The organism is Pseudoalteromonas luteoviolacea, from assembly GCF_018100925.1.
Classification (GTDB): domain Bacteria; phylum Pseudomonadota; class Gammaproteobacteria; order Enterobacterales; family Alteromonadaceae; genus Pseudoalteromonas; species Pseudoalteromonas obscura.
Genome location: NZ_JAGJEH010000002.1, coordinates 86,551 through 106,020, shown reverse-complemented (window position 1 = coordinate 106,020; position 19,470 = coordinate 86,551). Strand labels below are relative to the sequence as shown.

The 19,470-nt window shown below is 41.5% G+C and carries 14 protein-coding genes; 8 read left to right on the top strand and 6 right to left on the bottom strand.

Annotated features, from left to right (window positions below; genetic code table 11):
- Window positions 1–50 precede the first annotated feature (50 nt).
- From J8M00_RS03440 to J8M00_RS03425, 4 genes are all read left to right on the top strand, one after another.
- The gene (locus J8M00_RS03440) at window positions 51–524 is read left to right on the top strand and encodes a DUF4124 domain-containing protein (protein WP_211008956.1); all 474 of its coding nucleotides are present in this window, start codon (window positions 51–53) and stop codon (window positions 522–524) included.
- A gap of 241 nt (window positions 525–765) precedes the next feature.
- Entirely contained in the window at window positions 766–2,499 is a 1,734-nt protein-coding gene (gene aceK, locus J8M00_RS03435) for a bifunctional isocitrate dehydrogenase kinase/phosphatase (protein WP_211008955.1), read from the top strand.
- On the top strand, window positions 2,496–3,434 hold the full coding sequence (locus J8M00_RS03430) for a LysR family transcriptional regulator (RefSeq protein WP_211008954.1): 939 nt from the start codon (window positions 2,496–2,498) through the stop codon (window positions 3,432–3,434). Before aceK ends, J8M00_RS03430 begins: the two co-directional genes overlap by 4 nt.
- A complete protein-coding gene (locus J8M00_RS03425) occupies window positions 3,434–4,912 on the top strand; it encodes a carboxypeptidase M32 (protein WP_211008953.1) in 1,479 nt (492 codons plus the stop codon). Before J8M00_RS03430 ends, J8M00_RS03425 begins: the two co-directional genes overlap by 1 nt.
- 22 nt (window positions 4,913–4,934) lie before the next feature.
- Here the strand turns inward: J8M00_RS03425 and J8M00_RS03420 are convergent, their stop codons facing one another.
- On the bottom strand, window positions 4,935–5,297 hold the full coding sequence (locus J8M00_RS03420) for a hypothetical protein (RefSeq protein ID WP_211008952.1): 363 nt from the start codon (window positions 5,295–5,297) through the stop codon (window positions 4,935–4,937).
- 142 nt (window positions 5,298–5,439) lie between these two features.
- Here J8M00_RS03420 and J8M00_RS03415 point away from each other — a divergent pair, with 142 nt between their 5' ends.
- The 3 genes from J8M00_RS03415 (at window position 5,440) to J8M00_RS03405 (ending at window position 7,786) form a co-directional block, all read left to right on the top strand.
- Window positions 5,440–6,303 carry a hypothetical protein gene (locus J8M00_RS03415; protein ID WP_211008951.1) on the top strand — a complete coding sequence of 288 codons (864 nt, stop codon included), beginning with the start codon at window positions 5,440–5,442 and terminating at the stop codon, window positions 6,301–6,303.
- A 98-nt stretch (window positions 6,304–6,401) separates the two neighbouring features.
- On the top strand, window positions 6,402–6,812 hold the full coding sequence (locus tag J8M00_RS03410) for a hypothetical protein (RefSeq protein ID WP_211008950.1): 411 nt from the start codon (window positions 6,402–6,404) through the stop codon (window positions 6,810–6,812).
- A gap of 62 nt (window positions 6,813–6,874) precedes the next feature.
- Window positions 6,875–7,786, top strand: coding sequence for a M14 family metallopeptidase (locus tag J8M00_RS03405; protein WP_211008949.1), 912 nt, complete (start codon window positions 6,875–6,877; stop codon window positions 7,784–7,786).
- 28 nt (window positions 7,787–7,814) lie between these two features.
- Here J8M00_RS03405 and J8M00_RS03400 read toward each other — a convergent pair whose 3' ends face one another.
- On the bottom strand, window positions 7,815–8,405 hold the full coding sequence (locus J8M00_RS03400; RefSeq protein ID WP_211008948.1) for a CBS domain-containing protein: 591 nt from the start codon (window positions 8,403–8,405) through the stop codon (window positions 7,815–7,817).
- Window positions 8,406–8,866: 461 nt separating this feature from the next.
- Between J8M00_RS03400 and J8M00_RS03395 the strand changes: the two genes are divergently transcribed.
- Window positions 8,867–9,823, top strand: coding sequence for an FHA domain-containing protein (locus tag J8M00_RS03395; RefSeq protein ID WP_211008947.1), 957 nt, complete (start codon window positions 8,867–8,869; stop codon window positions 9,821–9,823).
- A gap of 32 nt (window positions 9,824–9,855) precedes the next feature.
- On the opposite strand, the gene J8M00_RS03390 is transcribed toward J8M00_RS03395, so the two are convergent.
- From J8M00_RS03390 to recC, 4 genes are all read right to left on the bottom strand, one after another.
- On the bottom strand, window positions 9,856–10,377 hold the full coding sequence (locus J8M00_RS03390; protein WP_211008946.1) for a DUF962 domain-containing protein: 522 nt from the start codon (window positions 10,375–10,377) through the stop codon (window positions 9,856–9,858).
- A 271-nt stretch (window positions 10,378–10,648) separates the two neighbouring features.
- Complete coding sequence (gene recD / locus J8M00_RS03385; RefSeq protein WP_211008945.1) at window positions 10,649–12,538, bottom strand: exodeoxyribonuclease V subunit alpha; 1,890 nt, start codon at window positions 12,536–12,538, stop codon at window positions 10,649–10,651.
- Window positions 12,538–16,065, bottom strand: a complete 3,528-nt coding sequence (gene recB / locus J8M00_RS03380) for an exodeoxyribonuclease V subunit beta (RefSeq protein ID WP_211008944.1) — start codon at window positions 16,063–16,065, stop codon at window positions 12,538–12,540. The genes recD and recB overlap by 1 nt, the downstream gene beginning before the upstream one ends.
- Window positions 16,052–19,345: an exodeoxyribonuclease V subunit gamma gene (gene recC / locus J8M00_RS03375; protein WP_211008943.1), complete on the bottom strand. Its 3,294-nt coding sequence runs from the start codon at window positions 19,343–19,345 to the stop codon at window positions 16,052–16,054. The genes recB and recC overlap by 14 nt, the downstream gene beginning before the upstream one ends.
- Window positions 19,346–19,470: the final 125 nt, after the last annotated feature.

The window sequence follows — 19,470 nt, the reverse complement described above, 5'->3', positions numbered from 1 at the left end:
ATGATTTTCGTCTATAGTTAGGATATATGTGATAAAAGGGAGACGTCGCTATGAAATTAACTTTTTTATTGTGTTTATTCTTTTTTGCTAATATCGGTAATGCCAAAACCACGGTAACCTACTACAAGTGCATGACAGATAAAAGCACAATATTTAGCCAACACCCCTGTTCCAACAGCGCACAACAATACACTCTTACACACTCTGATCCGCAAGCTAATGTTCCATCAGAGCAGCATTTTAAAACATTGAATCAATTAGAGCGCAAACAGATTATTCGTAATTTGAAACACGCATTGCGTGCAAAAAAGCAACACGCAGCAATATTGGGTCGTAAACGCGATGAAGCAGCAAGAAAGCAACAACGCAGAGTCACGCGATTGATGGATGACGATCGCCGAAAAGCAACCGTAAAAGATGTTAAAAAGCAGCTAAAATCGATAAACAAAGACTATTTACAGAAAGTAAAAGTACTAAATAAAGAAATTGCTCAAATTGAAAAAAAGCTCAAACGACTTGAGTAATCGTTGACCAAATTCTCACCGCCCATCGCATAAAGTTTTCAAACAAGAGTGCGCAATACACACTTAGCTTTCGTGAAGTTGGTATGACACTCCCCTTTCATATTTGCCAAATCATAATGTTCCAAGCTAAAGTATGGACAATATCAAAGCAAATATGCTTGATAATTTAGCTTCACATCCCGCATAGGTACACCTAATAACGATTAATAATAGGATGTTTTATACCGTAAAAGGATAACTTATGGACCCTCAAGATATCGCTTTTTTAATTATTTCCGGGTTTAAAAAGCACTATACTCTGTTTCAGAATATGACGGCACAAGTTCCACAAGCCTTCATTTCACAACAGTGGGCCACCATAGAAAGAATAAGTAAGTCTAGAATTAGCCACTATGATCAGCGAGTGCAAGAAACAGTCAACATTTTAAAGCTGCAATTCCCTTCAAACCATATTTGCGACAATTTGTGGCACCAAGTAAAACAGGCCTACATTCAAATTTTGACTTTTCACCCACAAGCCGAACTCGCGGAAACCTTCTATAATTCAGTATTTTGCCATCTTTTTCATCATAGCTATTTCAACAATGACTTTATCTTTGTATCTAGCACAAAGCAGGGCGAGCCACTTTTGCCTGTTGAAGCTGAATACCGCAGTTACTTTCCTGTTTTGGAAGGGATGAGAAAAACCATAGAACAAATGTTTGCTGATGCAGAACTGCAGGCTGAATTTCAGGACCTGAGCCAAGATATTCGCCAATTACAAAAAGCCTTTTTAAAACAAGCACCGAATACTCACCACCAGCATTTCAGAATGCGATTTGATATCTTAAAATCGCCATTTTACCGTAACAAGAGTGCCTATATTGTTGGAAGAGTTGTCTCTTGCTCAGGCGTACAGCCATTTATCATCGCATTGCTGCACCACCCAAATGGCAAGCTAAAAATAGATGCGTTGATCACCAATGCATCGCAAATGAGCCTGATCTTTGGTTTTGCTCGCGCTTATTTCCTTGTAGAAACCCACGCACCTTCAGCAATGGTGAGCTTTTTAAACCAATTAATGCCAAGTAAAACCAGAGCGGAACTCTACAACTCAATAGGCTTTCACAAACACGGTAAAACCGAGTTCTATCGAGACTTTCTAAACCACCAAGAAAATAACAACGAGCAGTTTTCTATCGCACCTGGTACTCCTGGCATGGTAATGCTTGTATTCACCCTGCCCTCTTTTCCTTATGTATTCAAAGTAATAAAAGATGAATTTTCACCAAGCAAGCCCTTTGGTAAAGAGACTGTACTAGCAAGGTACCAGCTAGTAAAAAACCATGACAGAGTCGGTAGAATGGCTGATACACTCGAGTACTCCAATGTGGTTATTCCAAAAGCGCTGATAGAACCGATGCTGCTGCAACAAATAGAAAGCAAAATCGCCAGCAATATTACACAAGAAGATGACTTTATTATTATTAAGCACATGTATATCGAGCGACGAATAACCCCGCTCAACCTTTTTTTACAAAGTGCCTCTGACGAGCAAATTGAGCATGCTATTAGAGATTACGGTGATGCCATTAAAGAAATGCTGTCGGTAAACATTTTCCCTGGTGATATGCTGTTAAAAAACTTTGGTGTCAGCCGTCATAATAGAGTGATATTTTATGATTATGATGAAGTACAATACCTCACCGATATGACATTCAAGCCATTGCCCAAAACATCACTTGATGACTTGTATTCGGGGCAAAGCTTACCATCATGCGCACCAAATGATGTATTTCCAGAGCAAATGTGTACATTTGTGCTGACAAACCCTAAACTCAAAGCGGTATTTGAGCGCTTCCACTCTGAGCTTTTATTGCCATCATATTGGCAAAAAATGCAAAGGGACATACGACAACACATCACAAAACACGTTTATCCATATCCGCAATGCCAGCGGTTTGGAAATCACAATAACAAGAAAGGAACATTGTGAACATTAGTAAAATTGACCTTAACTTGCTTGTATACTTGGATACTCTTCTCCGAGAGTGCAATGTCACGCGTGCAGCCAATCAATTAAGTATCACACAACCAGCCATGAGTAATGGTCTAAAGCGGCTACGAAACTTATTCAATGACCCCATTTTAGTGCGTACCAGTGAGGGAATGGTGCCTACAGAGCGTGCTTTGGAGCTGCAACCTGTTATTCGCGGTATTTTAATGACTCTAGAAGAGACGCTAGCACCGAATAGAGAGTTTGAAGCCAGTCAAAGTAAACGTGTATTTCGAATTATGGCCAGTGATTATGCTGCGAGCACTTTGGCACCAAAGCTGCTGGCGAAACTACACAATGAGGCACCAGACACAACACTCGATATACTTACGCCCAGTGACGTAACATTCCATGATGTTGAAAATGGCAAAGTAGATATGGCCATCAACCGTTTCGAAAACCTACCACAATCTTTTCATCATAAACAAATCTGGAAAGATAGTTTTAGCTGCTTGGTCAAATCAGATAATCCAATTAAAGAAGACTTTACATTAGAAGCCTATTTGAATGCACGGCATATTTGGGTAAGTAAAACAGGGTTTGGCGTTGGCGTTGGTATGAACCCCGAAGATGTGCAAAAACTTGGCTGGGTTGATGAAGCTTTGGCCAACTTTGGCAAACATAGAAATATTGCCACTTTTACGCGTAATTATCATGTCGCTATTCACTTGGCAAAGGAGCAAAATTTAATTGCTACACTGCCCTCAAAAGCCGCCAATATTTATCGAGATGACGCTTCACTCGCCGTTTTAGAACCACCTTTTCCAATCCCGCCATTTGAGCTAGATATGATTTGGAGCCCGTTGTTACATCGGGACGCAAGCCATGTTTGGTTAAGGCAGAAAATTGCAGAAGTCGCCGAGGAAATTAAATAATGGCAACGCAAAGTTATAAAAAGCTTTTAGAGCATTACCAATCCATTGATAATTTTGAACATCTCAGAGCAATTTGCAGCTGGGATCAAGCCACTTTTATGCCCTCTGGGGGAGCAGATAGCCGTGCCGAGGCAATGGCGGAGCTCGCGGTTCACCTTCATAAATTACATACTGCGCCTCATTTGGCCGAGCTGTTTGAACTTGCCAAAGATGAAAATTTGGACACGACGCAACAGGCAAGTGTCAAAGAAATGCACAGAACGTGGCAGCTACAAACCGTATTACCAGCTGAACTAGTAAAAGCCAAAAGCCTAGCTGGCGCTAAGTGCGAGCATCAATGGCGCATACAACGACAAGAGAATGACTGGCAGGGCTTTCTAAAAAATTTTGAACCTGTGGTTGCTTTGAGCCAAGAAGAAGCTCAGATCAGAGCTTCATCATCCAGAATGACCCCCTATGATGCCATGCTAGACATCTATGAGCCGGGAATGTGCAGCACGCAACTGAACCAGCTATTTGGTGATGTCGCTACTTGGTTGCCTCAAATGATTCAAACCGCAGCACAAGATTACTCGCCTAACCACACAGCTCAATATCCTGTAGAGCAGCAAGAATTGCTCGCCCATGAGCTCATGGCACTACTTGGTTTTAACTTTAATCATGGCCGATTGGATACTAGCGTGCACCCTTTTTGTGGTGGTACCAGCCAAGATACGCGAATCACTACACGCTATGGTGAAAGTGAATTTGTCAATGCCATGATGGGCGTGATCCACGAAACCGGACATGCATGCTATGAACAAAACTTACCTCAGTCACTCGCAAAGTTACCAGTCGGTAAGGCTCGCTCAATGGCTATTCATGAATCTCAATCTCTCTTTTATGAAATGCAAATTGCAAGAAGCCCAGAGTTTATTGCCTTATTGAGCGATCGAGCAAGCCACTACTTCCCAAAGTATGCAGCAATTAATAAAACACAAAATTTAATAGCACAATTACAGCGTGTTGAACCAAGCTTGATCCGTGTAGATGCAGATGAAGTCACCTATCCTGCACATGTTATTTTACGTTATGAAATTGAACGAGATTTGATTAACGGCGACATCCAAAGTAAAGATATTCCGCAGCTGTGGGATCTAAAAATGTCACAGCTTTTGGGTATTTCTACCAAAGACAATTACAAAGATGGTTGTATGCAGGATATTCATTGGACTGACGGCAGCTTTGGCTACTTCCCGAGTTACACTCTAGGTGCCATGTATGCGGCACAGTTCAAACATACAATGGCCAAAACCATCAATATTCCTCAACAGATCAACAGTCGAGACCTCAAGCCGATTTATGATTGGTTAAACACCCAAATATGGCAAAAAGCCAGCCTGCTCTCGACTCAAGATTTAATGGTTCAAGCAACTGGTACAGGTTTGGACGTCAGCATATTTAAATCCCACCTTCAGCACCGTTACTGTAAAGCTTAACAATTGAACTAATGCCTAGCATTTAGGCATTAGCTTCATTGCTCTCTAATTTTGCCGCCTGTATTTTATTTACTAAAAACTGAGCAGTTTCCTTCAGTGGTGCATCCTCAATTTGTTGCATACGATACTCAATGAAGCTCTCTAATCTATCGCCTCTAAGCGCTAGTAAACATTTACTTATGGAATTATCTACGTACTCATTTAACGAAACACTTGCACTCCAATGCAATGAGTTAGCCCACTGCAATACATGACTCAACTCACTGGGAGTAATTTCTCCGCAAACGCACTGCGACATGAGTGCAATATCAAGTAGTGATTCTTTTTGTAATTGTTCGACACATACACCACTATCAAGGTGAGACAGTAATTGTTCGAATTTCATTCTCGACTCCTTCAATTTGACGGCCAGCTATTTAAGACTGTATTACTGAACATATAAAACTACATCCTTATTGTCACTTAAAAAATATACAAGTTGATGTCCATGCACTAGCCTTAAAATTGGGCAACTCAAATGGCAAACAATGTCCAGGCAATATTTAATCATTTCATTGATAATTTGGCTCATGTGCAACTCGGCATCTGCACGTGAAGAAATACCTGTACCTGTTGATAGAGATATCTACAAGTATGCAAAAAGTATTTTAAACAACCGAACAATTGAGGATATCACCCCCGATATATTCTCACACCCTCTATGCCAAAGAGATGTGGTAGACTTACTCCTCATTCAAAAAGCACTTCAAATTGGCAAAGCTCGGGTATCTCTGAAATTCTTTATGATTGACCATGAAGAACGCGAAGAAATCTTATTGCAATCTGGCTTATCAGTGATCAGTGTCGATACTCTTTGGTATTCGAGCACACAAGAACTAAGCGATGATGTCTATATCTCCTCTCCCATAATTAGAAAAGGAGAATACTTTGCCGGGGTTTATACTGCGTCTCACCGCGTTGAGGAACTAGGTAGTAAAATAGACTCTGATTTTTCAAAGGTCACAGTGATCAGCAATAAAGATTGGGCTGTCGACTGGTCAACGATTCAATTACTATCCCCTAAACAGCTATTTAATGAAACAGACTGGACAATCATGGCGCGTCTAGTCAGCAATGGCTGGGTTGATATTATGCTCATTCCATTCAACAATAAAACGCCATTTAAATACACGGGGAAAGGCTATAGTGTTGAAGCTATTCAAGGGATTAAAGTTGCCTTACAAGATAGCCGCCACTTCGTCGTAAGTAAAAAGCACCAACATAGTCAAGCGATTTTTAATGCGTTAGAAATGGGAATAAAACAACTCAGAGCTTCAAAATTTATAGAGAGTTCATATAGAAATTGCGGGTTTCTAAACGTTTTGGTTGATAAATGGCGCGAAATACCCTAGAAAAATCGTATTTTTAGTAGTTTTTACTCAGATTCATATTTTCTCCACTTTGTTCCAATATTGTTCCCACGTTGAAAACTCACCAATAGGGATCAAGAATGAAAGAGCTTAGACTTCAGGTCAATTTTATATTCTATATTATTGTTATGCTGGTATCTTTGGCGTTACTCAGTGCAGCCAAACTATTTTTAGAGATGCAATTATCTCAGTTAGCTGCCGTACAATTCACAATTGCAATTACGGCAATAGTAATGGCATTTATACACTTTATGCTGGCTTTGTCTGGTCAAAATAAAGTCACTATTTGCAACCAAGGATTCTCATACTTTAACCTCTTTGGTACTCGAAAGTTCGTCCCATCTGAAGAGATCCATAAATTATCAACTCGCAGTATATTGGGCCTTAAAGTTATCCAAATACATTTGATCGATACGAAAATCACACTGCTTGCATTTAAAATTACCAAAGCGCAGAAGAGATCACTCGCTCAACTTGGCTATCTGGCTTAAAAGGTTGCCATTGATATGTAAACTACTTAGGATGCTCCAAAAAGGTCATAGAGAATTAAGTAATGTCACAGCAATATCCAATTGGCACAGCAGGGACCCCGTGGGGAGAAGCAGAGAAGAGTCTCTGGCTCGAATCTCAATCTATCAAACGTTCATATAGCGAACTCGTTTTAGCTGAGATACAAGCGCTGAGCAAACTATGCGATATAGAAGAATATGGAACTCTAGATTATCAATCTAGCACTTATCCTTTGTTGGCAATTAAAAATAAAAATGCCAACACTGAACTGCCTACAATATTGGTCACTGGCGGTGTACATGGTTATGAAACCAGTGGTGTGATGGGAGCTCTGGCATTTGCACAACACCACATGACACTTTTTACAGATCATTTTAACTTTTTAATTTTACCTTGTATTAGTCCGTGGGGCTTTGAAACCATTAACAGATGGAATCCCAACGCAGTCGATCCAAATCGCTCCTTTTATAGTGATAGTCCAGCACAAGAGTCACTGTATGCTATGCACTATGTAAATCAATATGCTGGCAACATCATTGCTCATATTGATCTTCATGAAACGACAGATACGGACAATAGCGAGTTTCGCCCAGCTCTTGCGGCACGAGATGGTAAAATAAATAATAATTGGAATATACCTGACGGTTTCTATTTAGTTGGTCATACACAAAAACCAGAACCGGATTTTCAAAAGTGTGTAATAAACCAAGTGCAAAAGGTGACGCATATTGCTGATGCTGATGACAACGCCCAATTAATTGGCGTAGACATCGAGCAATTTGGTGTTATCAACTATGACGCCACCACATTAGGGCTGTGCATGGGTTTAACCAATGCACCTTATGTCACAACGACTGAAGTGTACCCAGATAGTGCCAACACTTGTGAACAAGAGTGTATTGATGGACAAGTTGCCGCAATACTTGGTGTCATTCAATACCTTAAAAACCTGTAAAATACTTTTTAAATGTAACGGCTTGCACTTAAGCCGTTACCTCTCCATGTTCATAAATAATTTCAAAGATCTCTTTAAATGAATGTGCCTTCTGCAAAATATTGACCGGGATATGCAACGCGCGAGCAATGTCAGAAGCCGAAATCATGCCTCGCAATACTTGGTTGCGATCCATAAGCAAAACATGTTGATGACCCAGCTCTTTCAACGTTTCCAGTATATCGCCTATTCTTGCATCTGTGACACACTCGTAAAACATCGCGTGTAACTCACTTTTTTTGGTCATTACATCTTCGACTGTCAGATCTGAACGCGACACATTGCGTTTTTGCGCTGTGGTTAATATCTTTCGTCCTGTTAAATCTTTTGAATTCACTACACCAACAAACGTGTCATCATGATCGATTACTAACTTACATCGAACATGCCCATTCACCATCATAAATAATGCATGATCAATATCGACATCTTTTAAAATCATCTGTGGATGACGACGAGAAAAGTCTGTTACAACCTGCTCTGCCGGACTAAAAATTGATAAAGGGTTTCCCTCGTAATGCTCACAAAACTGATATATCCCTTCCAGCTTAGTTGTGTTTAGCAATTTAAACTCACTCATAAACCACCTCTTGTGGACTTAATTATTGCCTTTAATTAAAAAGAATGGTCTATTGTTTAAGGGATCGCAAGGAAGATTAAAGGTACGCTCATACCATCTAAAAGTGCTGTAATCCCCTGTAATAGATAAATTAAGTTATTCTTTGTAAACTACATTTTATAAGTTAGAGCACTTAAACAAAGACATATACAGGCTATTATAAGACACTCAAAATTGCAGATTTCCCTTTAATGGTGCCCATTTAGGTGGGCCCACTTTTTATAATGCTATTTCGTTTCTAGAGGTGACATTATGAATACATATTGCCGAACTGAGCGGCATATGCAATGAAGAGTAACCATTGCAACTCTCACGGATAAAGAGACTTTTTGCTGGTGATTTACTCCATTTATCAGGTAAAATTTCTGCAACAACTACGTGATGCTAGCCTTTAGCAAATATACGGAAATTTAGGAAAATCTATGGCTTACTTAATCGATGAGCTAAAGCTCGAAAAAATTTATCTTAAAAGTTATCACACTTTTGGGCGCTTTAAATTCAATGTGGATACATTTTTAGATAAACCAGGAATTTCGAGACACCACGCTATCATCGAGTACACAAATGATAACTGGCTCATTCGCGATGTAAGTACCAACGGCATTTGGATAAATGACCGAAAAATTGACAAAAACCTCCCATACCAACTGTCTGAAAATGATAAAATTGACTTTGCGGCACCTGGCCAAAACTCCTTTGTCGTTGGCAGTTTAAATGCAAATTGCCAATATTTTGTCTCACAGAATAACCGCAATCATGTCATTGAAATTGAAAATCAAATGCTTCTGCCCAATGAAGAGGAAGCAACACATATCGTGTACTACGATAATTTGCTTAACTACTGGTTTTTAGAAGATCTAAATACTTCCGATAGGCAAGCACTCATCGATGGTGGGATAACCAACCTATTTGGAGAGCAGTGGTTATTTTATTGCGCTGGCATCTCAACCATGACCAAACACTTGGAACAACAACCAGCGGTCAAGTCATTGGCACTTAGCTTTGCAGTAAGCTTAGATGAAGAAAAAACCGAGCTCTCTTTACATATCGAAGGGGAAGAGTTCAGTTTAGGCAGTCGCAGCCACCATTACTTGCTCCTACTTTTGGCAAGACTTAGAATTGAAGATAAGCAATCTGGCGTTGATCCTGAGTATCAGGGCTGGATCTATAGAGAAGATCTTGCCAAAAAGCTAGGTATTCAAATGAACCATATGAACATCATGGTTCACCGTGCCCGCAAACAATTAAGTGAAGCTTCTCCTGAAAAGGCTCCAGAGGCTGGCTATATCATTGAAACTAACAATGGACAGTTACGTTTGAACTGTCAAGACGTAACAATTTTAAAAGGTGCTCAGCTAGAAACACGCATCAGCTTGTAAGCACCTTACAATACACAGCAGGTTCCTATCAGTTAATTTCTATAGGCTCCTGCCTGTGCCAGAATTTGCGTTTCTAAGTGCTTCATACATCCGAATTTAAAAAGTACTTCAACTAATACAAACATTGGGCCAATCAACAACCCCATTAAGTCATCGACAAACGCTGGTTTTTTTCCTTCAAAGTGATGACCAATGAACTGCACCATCCAACCAAACAAGAAAATACCGGCACCGATTGTATAGAACCCACTCATAGACACTCCAAACAACATTATTTGGCTACTGAGTAATGTCGTTAACATGTAGCCCGTCGCCAAAAGTGCTATCATGATTAGTCCCAGCCAAGCTGATAAATAAAGATAATAGGCACCAACAACACCGATTAAAATGGCCGACAGCGTCACTTCAAATTGGTTAAACTCAAATAGCGGTATGTAAGTCAGCATGATCACCGCAAACACAATTAACGGCACGCCAACAAGATGCGTTCTAATATTGCGCTTATCTCTGTGATAGAGTGCATATTGCACTAAATGCGCTTCTAAGCTTTTCATAGCGATTCTCAATAAGAGTAAATACTTTAACTTTATCTAGCGCTATAAAAGTCAAAAAGTCAATAAAAGACTGGGTTTAAAATAGACAGTTTCTATTTACACATGCGAGGCAAACAAGATTTAGGAAAACCATGATGTACATAATAAAAAAGGCCGCCTACGACTTTGGCGGCACATTCACTGGGCAATAAAAAGCAGCGCGTTTAATCTCTGTCTGCTTTAGACATAACCATAGCCCAATATCACAACGAAACAAATAAAAAACAAAAAATTAATCATTTAGCAACCTAGGACGTAACCCTGAGCTTCGCCCCACAGATTTATTCATTGCTAGTCGCAGTACTTGTGGCTGGCAAATCAATTCAAAATGATGTTTTGCACGCGTGATCCCCGTATAAACCAATTGCCGATTAATGCCCTGGCGAGCTCTTTGAATTGGCGGCAAAATCATTGCTGTATAACTAAATTCAGAACCTTGCGACTTATGAATTGTCATCACATAAACTAAGTCATGGCTAGGCAAACGTGCCGGATTGATTGATCTAAGATTACCTTGTTCATCAATAAATGTTGCAAATAGCTGACCACTGCTGTCTGGTAAAATAATACCAATATCACCATTAAAAAGCTTAAGTTGATAGTCATTCTGCGTAACCATCAACGGCATACCCGCGTAATAACGGCTATAAGGACGGATCAGGTTTTGCTGTGCTAGCTTGTGTTCAATACGCTTATTGAGCTCATTAACGCCATACGGACCCTCTCTGACCGCTGCAAGCAATTGATACTCTGAGAATAGCTGATGTATTTGCTCAGTCGCTGCACCATCTTTTATGGCTCTTAGGTACACGCTATAAGCGGTAGCTGCACCTTCAATCATCTTCAGGTATGACTCATTTGATAAACTGTACAAACTCAGTTCATCAAACCCCTGCTGGATAACCCAGTCGAGATGATTTTGGTCATTGTTATTCACCGCAGCGGCAAGCTGACCAATACCGCTGTCACTCTTAAAACGATGGCTCTGCTGTAAAAATGCCATCACGTCTTGCAGCACAAATTTGCTACTCGCACCTGATAGTTTTTTTTCACCATCAAAGCACGCTTGATTTAGCAGATCAGCGCGTTGTGAAGAGTATTTGGGATTTTGACCTAACTGTAAGTCAGCACATAAGTCGTTAAGAATACATCCTGTATCGACTGAAGCCAGCTGATCTTTGTCTCCCAAAAGATACATCCTAGCCCCTTCTGGCAATGCTGCGACCAATTTGCTCATCAATGAAAGATCAACCATCGAAGCTTCGTCAACGATCAACAGATCTAGGTGTAGTGGGTTTTTTTCGTGGTATCTATATTTATTGCTGTTGGGTATAACCCCCAGCAAACGATGAATTGTTTGTGCATGCTCGGGGATAAGTTCAGCCAACTCTGGGGCTAAGTCCAATCTTCCCTTTGCGCCAATTATCGATTCACTGAGCCTGGCCGCAGCCTTACCTGTTGGCGCGACCAATTTGATATTCAAAGGTGCTGTAGCATACAAAGATTGTAAAATAGCCAATAGTTTTGTTACGGTTGTCGTTTTGCCAGTCCCAGGCCCTCCGGTAATGACACAAAATGCACTTGATGCTGCGATTGCACATGCAACCTTTTGCCAATCAATCATCTGCCCTTGCTCATCTGGAAAGTACACATTTAGCAATCGCTTTAATTGAGAGAGATCTAAATCAATTTTTCGTTTCGCGAGTGACGTAAACCGGTTTGCTAAAAACGCCTCATAGTTTGCTAAACGCGCCAAATAGAGCTGCTCATTAAAAATGACTATCGGTTTATCATCACCCACTGCCGGGTGTGAATGCAGTGACTCCAGAGCGTTTAACTTGTCTTTAAAGGGAGTCAATTCGATAGTCTGTTCCATTTGCTCTAGGCTTAATTCAAATGGATTAAACCAGTCTATATCATTCAAAACTAAACAACTATGTTGATTTTGTTCAGCTTTTAATAGCAGCAAAATAAGGTAAAAAACATCGTCAAATTGTGAATCACACAACAGCTTCGCAAGGGCGATATCGACGCTTCTGACTTTGCGTTGCTCTAATAACACATCTAAAAAAAGTGTGTCGTCAAAGTTAACCACCGAGAAATCCAACGAAAACTGAGACATTATCTAGCCTCCTGCTCAAAAAGCGCATCCAGCGACAGTAACTCTTGCTCCGTCAGTTCCTTGAAGTATACCCCTCCCCCTTCAGGCAGTGCTCTTAAAAATAAATAATAGACTCCACCCATGTGGGTTTTGATAGAGTAATCAGCAATGCGGTATTTCAGCAAACGGTGTAAAGCAACACTGTATATCAGATACTGTAAATGGTATTGATGTGATGTCATGGCTGACAACAAGTTTTCATCATTGTAGTCATGTAATTCATCACCCAAATAGTTCGATTTATAGTCTAAGACAAAGTATTTCCCTTGCCATCTGAAGATCAAATCAATAAAGCCTTTTAGCATGCCTACCACCTCATCAAACTGCAAGTAACTTGGCTGACCGGTAATATCGCTAAGCACTTTGTTGAGTTGACTTGATTTTAACGCCGTGAGCGGTAAGTGAAATTCCATTTCAACCAGACAGTTATCCGCTGTCAATTGACTAAGCGATAAGTCACCTTGGGCATTGAGAGGGCAAGCCAAACTCTCTTGCACCCACAAAACCACACAGTCCAACCATTGTAAATCTATGTGATATTTATCCAGGCAATTTTCTACCACTTCATTCAGCGGCAATTTTCCTTCTGCAACTGGGTGATGAGGAGACGTAAAATCGATTTGCTCGTAGATCTCATGCAAACAACTACCTGCCTTTGCGCCTTTAACAAAGCTGTAAGGTGATTTGACTGGTGTTTGTACCATCCTTGGGAGGTCTAACTCATGATGCTCATCTAATGCGCCTGCTGGCCTATCATCATGATGTGCATGATAACTTAACTGACTAAAGCTGGTTGTACGCCAATTTGTTTCTATAGAGGCCGGCTGCTCTTTTACCGTGAGCGCAATAGAGGGTTGCTCCTGCTCTTCTCCAAATTGAGCTATTTGGGGGTCGTCAAATATTTCCATCGACATTGCAGGGTGTAATTGGCAAATCTGTTCCAGCGCTTGGTGCCACTGCTGCGCTTCTTTAAAATCACAGCTGCCAAATAGTGCAAAACCAAGCGCAGTCTGACCAATCCCAAGTTTTTTGCTACGCCCCAATGCAATGTTATACAGCCCCAACTCACAATAATGTACAGCACGAGTTAATGCGACATAGAGCAACCTTATATCTTCTGCAAGACGCTCTTTTGACGCAGCATGCACAGCACTATCATCGGCATCAAGATCGATAATTAGGGTATCGCCCTGATGGTAAACAACTTCACTGGGCTCACGATACCCTACAGCAAATGGCATATAAACAATCGGATATTCCAAGCCTTTAGACGCATGCATAGTTACAATTTTCACCAAATTGGCGTCACTTTCAAGCCTCAACTGTGCCCCATCTAGAGTCGCTTCGGCGCATTGGATACTTAACCACCTTAAGACACGCTGGGTCCCTTCTAACTCAATTTGCTTGTGCTGCAATAGTTCCGCTAAATGGCGATAATCAGTCAGCCAACGCTCAACTTCATAGCCATTTTCGCGCCAAATATTGGCGAGCTGATTGTGAACCATGAGCTTTTCTAACATCGCCATCGCACCGCTTTGGTACCACACACGCTTTAGCTCGGCAAAAAAATCCAAATAGCCCTGCCATTGTTGTTCGCTTTGAGCAAGGACATAAACCTCTTCATAGTTAAGTGAAAATAGCGGACTCACCAATACGCCGCGTAGCGCGGCTTCGTCATAGGCTCCGTGCAACACGTGTAGCAATTGATTTAATGCGTTCGCAACAGGCTGGCCGTATACGCTATCTCGTGCTAGATAAACCGCACTAACACCGCTGGCCTGTAACGCCTGTTTCATAATTGCGGCTTCATTTCTGTCTCTTACTAATACGCATATATCAGCGGCCTTTATTGGGTCCTCACCAATCATGGCTAAGTTATTCTTCGCCCGTGATAGCAAGGTGGCTATTTTAGCTGAAAATGTTTGTGCAAGTGCTTGTTGTGCTTGCGCTTTACTTGTTACTTCACCTGCGCGGTCATAGACACAAAAATTCAGTACACTGTCTTGGTCGTCAGACAGCGACTGGTGTGCTGATTTGCCTTGAGCATCTACCGAATAAAATGGAATGTCGTCATTGAAAATAAAACTACTGTCATGTTGAGTAAAAATCGTATTCACGCTATCAACTACTGATTTCGCAGAGCGGTAATTTTTTGCTAGGGTAAAGTGTCGGCTTGCATCGACGGCTTGCTTGGCCTTGATATAAGTGAAAATATCTGCGCCGCGGAACCCATAAATTGCTTGCTTGGGGTCGCCGATCATAGTGAGAGCAGTGGCGTCTTGTTGGCGATATATCGCGCTAAAAATACCATACTGAACCGGATCTGTGTCTTGAAATTCATCAATGAGTGCGACCGGAAATTGCTGAATTATTTTGTCAGAAAGCACTTTACCTGCGTTACCTTGCAAAGCTTGGTATAAATTGCTCAATAGGTCATCAGGAGAAATTGAACTCTGAATTTGCTTGTGCTGTATCAACAGAGATTTAACCTGTTCTAGTGCGTCTTGCAGCAAAGCAATAGGCAATAAATTTTTGACCTGATGGTGCAAAGTCGCCATTTCGTCAAACTGCGATATCATCTCATGAGAAATGAGCTCAGCATTCTTTTTGTAGTTTTTCGCATCCCCTAACTGAGCACTGCCCCACAAATTGAAAGAGTGTTTACTCGTACCAAATTCAAAATACCACGCATCTGATGCGATATAATCGCCTAGGGCATTAATATTTGCAACGCGCCCAGGCGCTTTGTTTTTTGCCAGCGCTGAGCCTGTTAAACAGGCAATAAATTCACTTTCACGCACTGCGCGTTTAAACGTTAATGCACGCTGCTGATACTGTTTTCTTGCCGCTAAAATATCTGCCAAATCAACCTTAGGTGTCAAGGTTGCACCCGATTTGTTCATCAACGGCATAAGCTTCTTCATGAGGCTTTGAGGGTGAGCGAAATGCTCTAAAACCAAAGCCGTCTGCTCTTTGTCTAGCGCATATAAAAACTTTCGCCAGTGATCCTCTACAGCAGTCTTGAGCAACTCACTCTCATCGAGGATAAACTCAAGATTAAAGCTTAACTTTGATTCAAAGGCATGTTGCTTTAACATTCTCTGGCAAAAGCCATGAATAGTAAAAATTGCTGCTTCATCCATTGATTTTGCTGCGGCATCAAGCAATTTGAAAGCAGCTTTTTTATCTTCAACCTGCGCCAAAAGTGTCGGGATCAGTGGGTCCTGGCACTCGGCTCCCAACAGTGCGTCACGGACATCGATGATCCTTGCCCTCACTCGGTCTTTAATTTCTTGAGTTGCAGCTTCAGTAAAAGTTACCACTAATATTTGTTCAACACTTAGGCATGCCGACTTTGAGCCTTCAGCCAAACCGAGCAAATACCTAAGGTAGAGCGCGGTGATCGTATAAGTTTTACCTGTACCCGCACTGGCTTCAATTAGGTTGTGGCCATACAACGGCATGGTGACCGGGTTAAGCATCTCCATGTTGTTGCTCCTTCTCTAACGCTATAATTGGACCAAGTAAGGATTTACTCAATGACGTAAACTCCTCCAAACAAGACTCTAAATCTTTGAAGTTAAGAGCGACATAAGGATCTTCAGATTCTCCTACCCCAATATATTGACCACCCGCAAACTTTGCATTCGCCTTCCCAATATCCTCCGTATTGGCATATGCATAACTTGAAGCTGGGAAAAAAGGCACTGGCTGGGTGATCAACTGCATGTAAAAAACCATCCATGTTTCCAGTAATTGCAATGCGCTCGGTTTATCTATCGCATCAAAAGTGACCTGCTCATCTAAGCCAATAATGGTCGTGTTCATTGCTGAAACTGTCGCATTAGCAAGTAAGTGATAGATAAATGCCCGGATCTTGTCTTTCGCCTTAATACTCGCAGGCCGATAAAAAATTTGTTCGCTGCCAAACAGCCTGTCCAGCCAACCGACTATCTTAATGCCATTTACCGAGATCGCTATCTCTTGCGGGGCACTTGCATCCACCAGTTTCGATTTTAGTATTGCTACCATGGGCAGTACGCGCTGCTCTAATAACTCTAATTGTATCTCTCCCACAAATGCCTGTGGTAAATGACCTCTTTGCAACATCTGCTCGGTGCTAAGTGCCTGTTCATGGATATGAGTATCGAGGATTTCTTGCAAGTATTGGTAACGTGTTAAAGGATCTAACGCAAAGGGCTCCGTATCATCCTGATACTCAGTTGCAGGCGCTATTTTAATACCTAAACATGATTGATAAAAATAACTTTGTGGCGCGGTAAATGCGCGTAGCAGTTGAGCGAGTTCCAACTCCTCTGGTGGCGCTACAATCAGTGGTGACGGCGAACTTTTCGCTTCTTCTGCGGGCAAAAATAACCAGTTGGGATTATAGCTTTGCAACTGCCCACATTGATAGTGAAGAGAGTTGAATGGCTGAAGTGGTGCTTGATGTTTCAACAACATGCTGAGCGGCTCTTTGCTATCCTCACAGTAAAAGCTTCTGTCTATATATTCAAACAATTCACTAACTAGCACCGAAGGCACTTGAATTTCGTTGTTAAAACAAGAGCGGCCTATATAGCTGACATAAAAATGCAGCCTCGCACTTAAGAGTGCTTCCAAAAACAAATACCGATCATCTAATTTTCGTGAACGGTCACCTTTTCGCCTTGAAGAGGCTGGCACCAGATCAAACCCTATGGGCTGAACTTGACGAGGATAATCGGCATCATTCATGCCAAGCAGACAAACCACTTTAAATGGCACAGCTCGCATTGGCATCAATGTACAAAAATTCACTGCGCCCGATAAAAACCGCTGCCCAACCCCTTTCTCTTGGATCCCTTGCTTTACCAAATATGCCAATACTCTGGGCTCAATAGAAGTGCGCATATCACCGTTTTCAAAATGTTTTTCAATACCTTCAATCACTTTGTGGAGCTGCATTAAATCCCAGCTTTGTTCAGCATCTTGGTGATAGAAGCGGCCAAGCAACTGCCTTAACATTTCCGATTTTTCCGCTAGGTCACCCGCTTTTGCAAGCTGCAGCTTTGCGATGTCCAGCGCTTCTACAAAAGCAACCAACTTACTTAATATATTAATGGCCATTCCTTCGACTAGATCGGCAGGGTAGACGCCGTTAAACTCAGCTTCCTCACAGCTGCTAGCTACGCCAAGTAATAAACGATTTAAACCATGCAGCCAAGTATTGAGTGGCATTTCAGGTAAACCATGGTCAGCTTTATTCTTTGCATCTAAGCCCCATTTGATGACGACTTGGTCAAGCCAATATTTAATTTGCTCAAACTCTGATGCCTCAAGCTCAAAGCGGCTTGAAATAGCTTCCACCGCCAACAAATCTAAAATGTCAGAAACGCCAAAACGGCTAAATGGCAAATTAACTAAGGTTACAAACGATGACAGAACAGGCTTTTCCTGCTCTATCGCCATGTCGGCCAAAGCGCAAGGGATGTAACGTTTGCCTAGTGCACTACCAAATACGGCTTCAATATAAGGACTGTAACTTCCCACATCCGGCATCATGATAATTACATCTTTAGGTGTAAGATCAGGGTATTGATTAAATAGATTGAGAAGGTGGTCGTGCAAACATTCAACTTCTCTCAGCGGGGTGTGGCAATCTTGCAAGTAAATGCTTTTATCATCCTCAGAAACAGGCAACTTACCAGCTTCATTTACAAACCAGTTTGGATCCGCTTGCAAAGACTCACCTTTAAATGCCAGCTGATAAATTTCATTTTGGATCTGCGACAACAGTGAATCATTAAAGTCTTCAACAAATCCATCAAGCCAACGTGCATCAAGCTGTATCAATTGTTCAAGGTAATCCCGGCCCAGCTTGCCCCAGGAGGATAGTAACGGATTGCCCACATTATAGTAGTCCTGCTCTTCATCTAGGCTAGCATCAATCTCTGGTCGTTTTGCATATTTTGCGTGGATCTTAGCTTGTGTTTTTTCATCCACTAAATCTCCCCAATAATGTTCACTGGGATTAAAGAAAAATAGTAGGACTTCTGTTTTGCAGGCAAGGGCTTGAAACACCTCTAACTGACTGGTCGGCATAGCTGATAAACCAAAGATGGCGATCCGCTCTGGAAGCGCTTCGCTGGAGGCATTCTCCAAAGCTGTGAGCAGTTGCGCATGCATATTGGCTCGATTATATGAACTTTGTCCAAGTTGATGCGTATATTCAACTAAAGAGCGCCACAGATCCGGTTGCCAAGAAGCGATCTCAACATCAACATCAGCTAACTGATCGGTACCAGACTCCCATATCGACAGCCAATCGGGGCGATACATCAGGTATTGATCGTACACATCGGCAATTTTTTCGCACAATGTAAATAGTTTTAGGCCATCCAGTTCTTTGCCTGCTAGTGCATCTTCCTGTATGTCGGCATACAAATAGTTTGATAACGGTAAATACAGTGGCTGCGCCAATTTATTTGGCAGTACATTGAAAAGTTTCCAAGCCATATTGTTTTTGTTATAAGGCGACTCAGATGGGACATCGGGCAAAAACTGTTGGTACAAACGCCAAATAAAGCTCAAAGGCAGCGGGAAATCGACCTGAGCCGCCACACCAATATGTTTACTCAATCCATTTTTCAACCACTGCGACATACCGGGGGATTGAACTAATACAATATCTCTCTGAAACGGATCAGATAAGGGCGCTGTCTGCATTACAGTATTAAACTGCGCCTGTAACGCCTCCATTCGGTTAGATTGAATTATATGCAACATACTTATTTAAGCTGAAAGTCGATTAGATTGAACAGTTTAAGAAAAATATGCTGGGTATAACAGAAAAAAGTTGAAAACAACGTTTTTGTGCAGCGAGTAACCTAAATTCGATTACATTCGCTGCA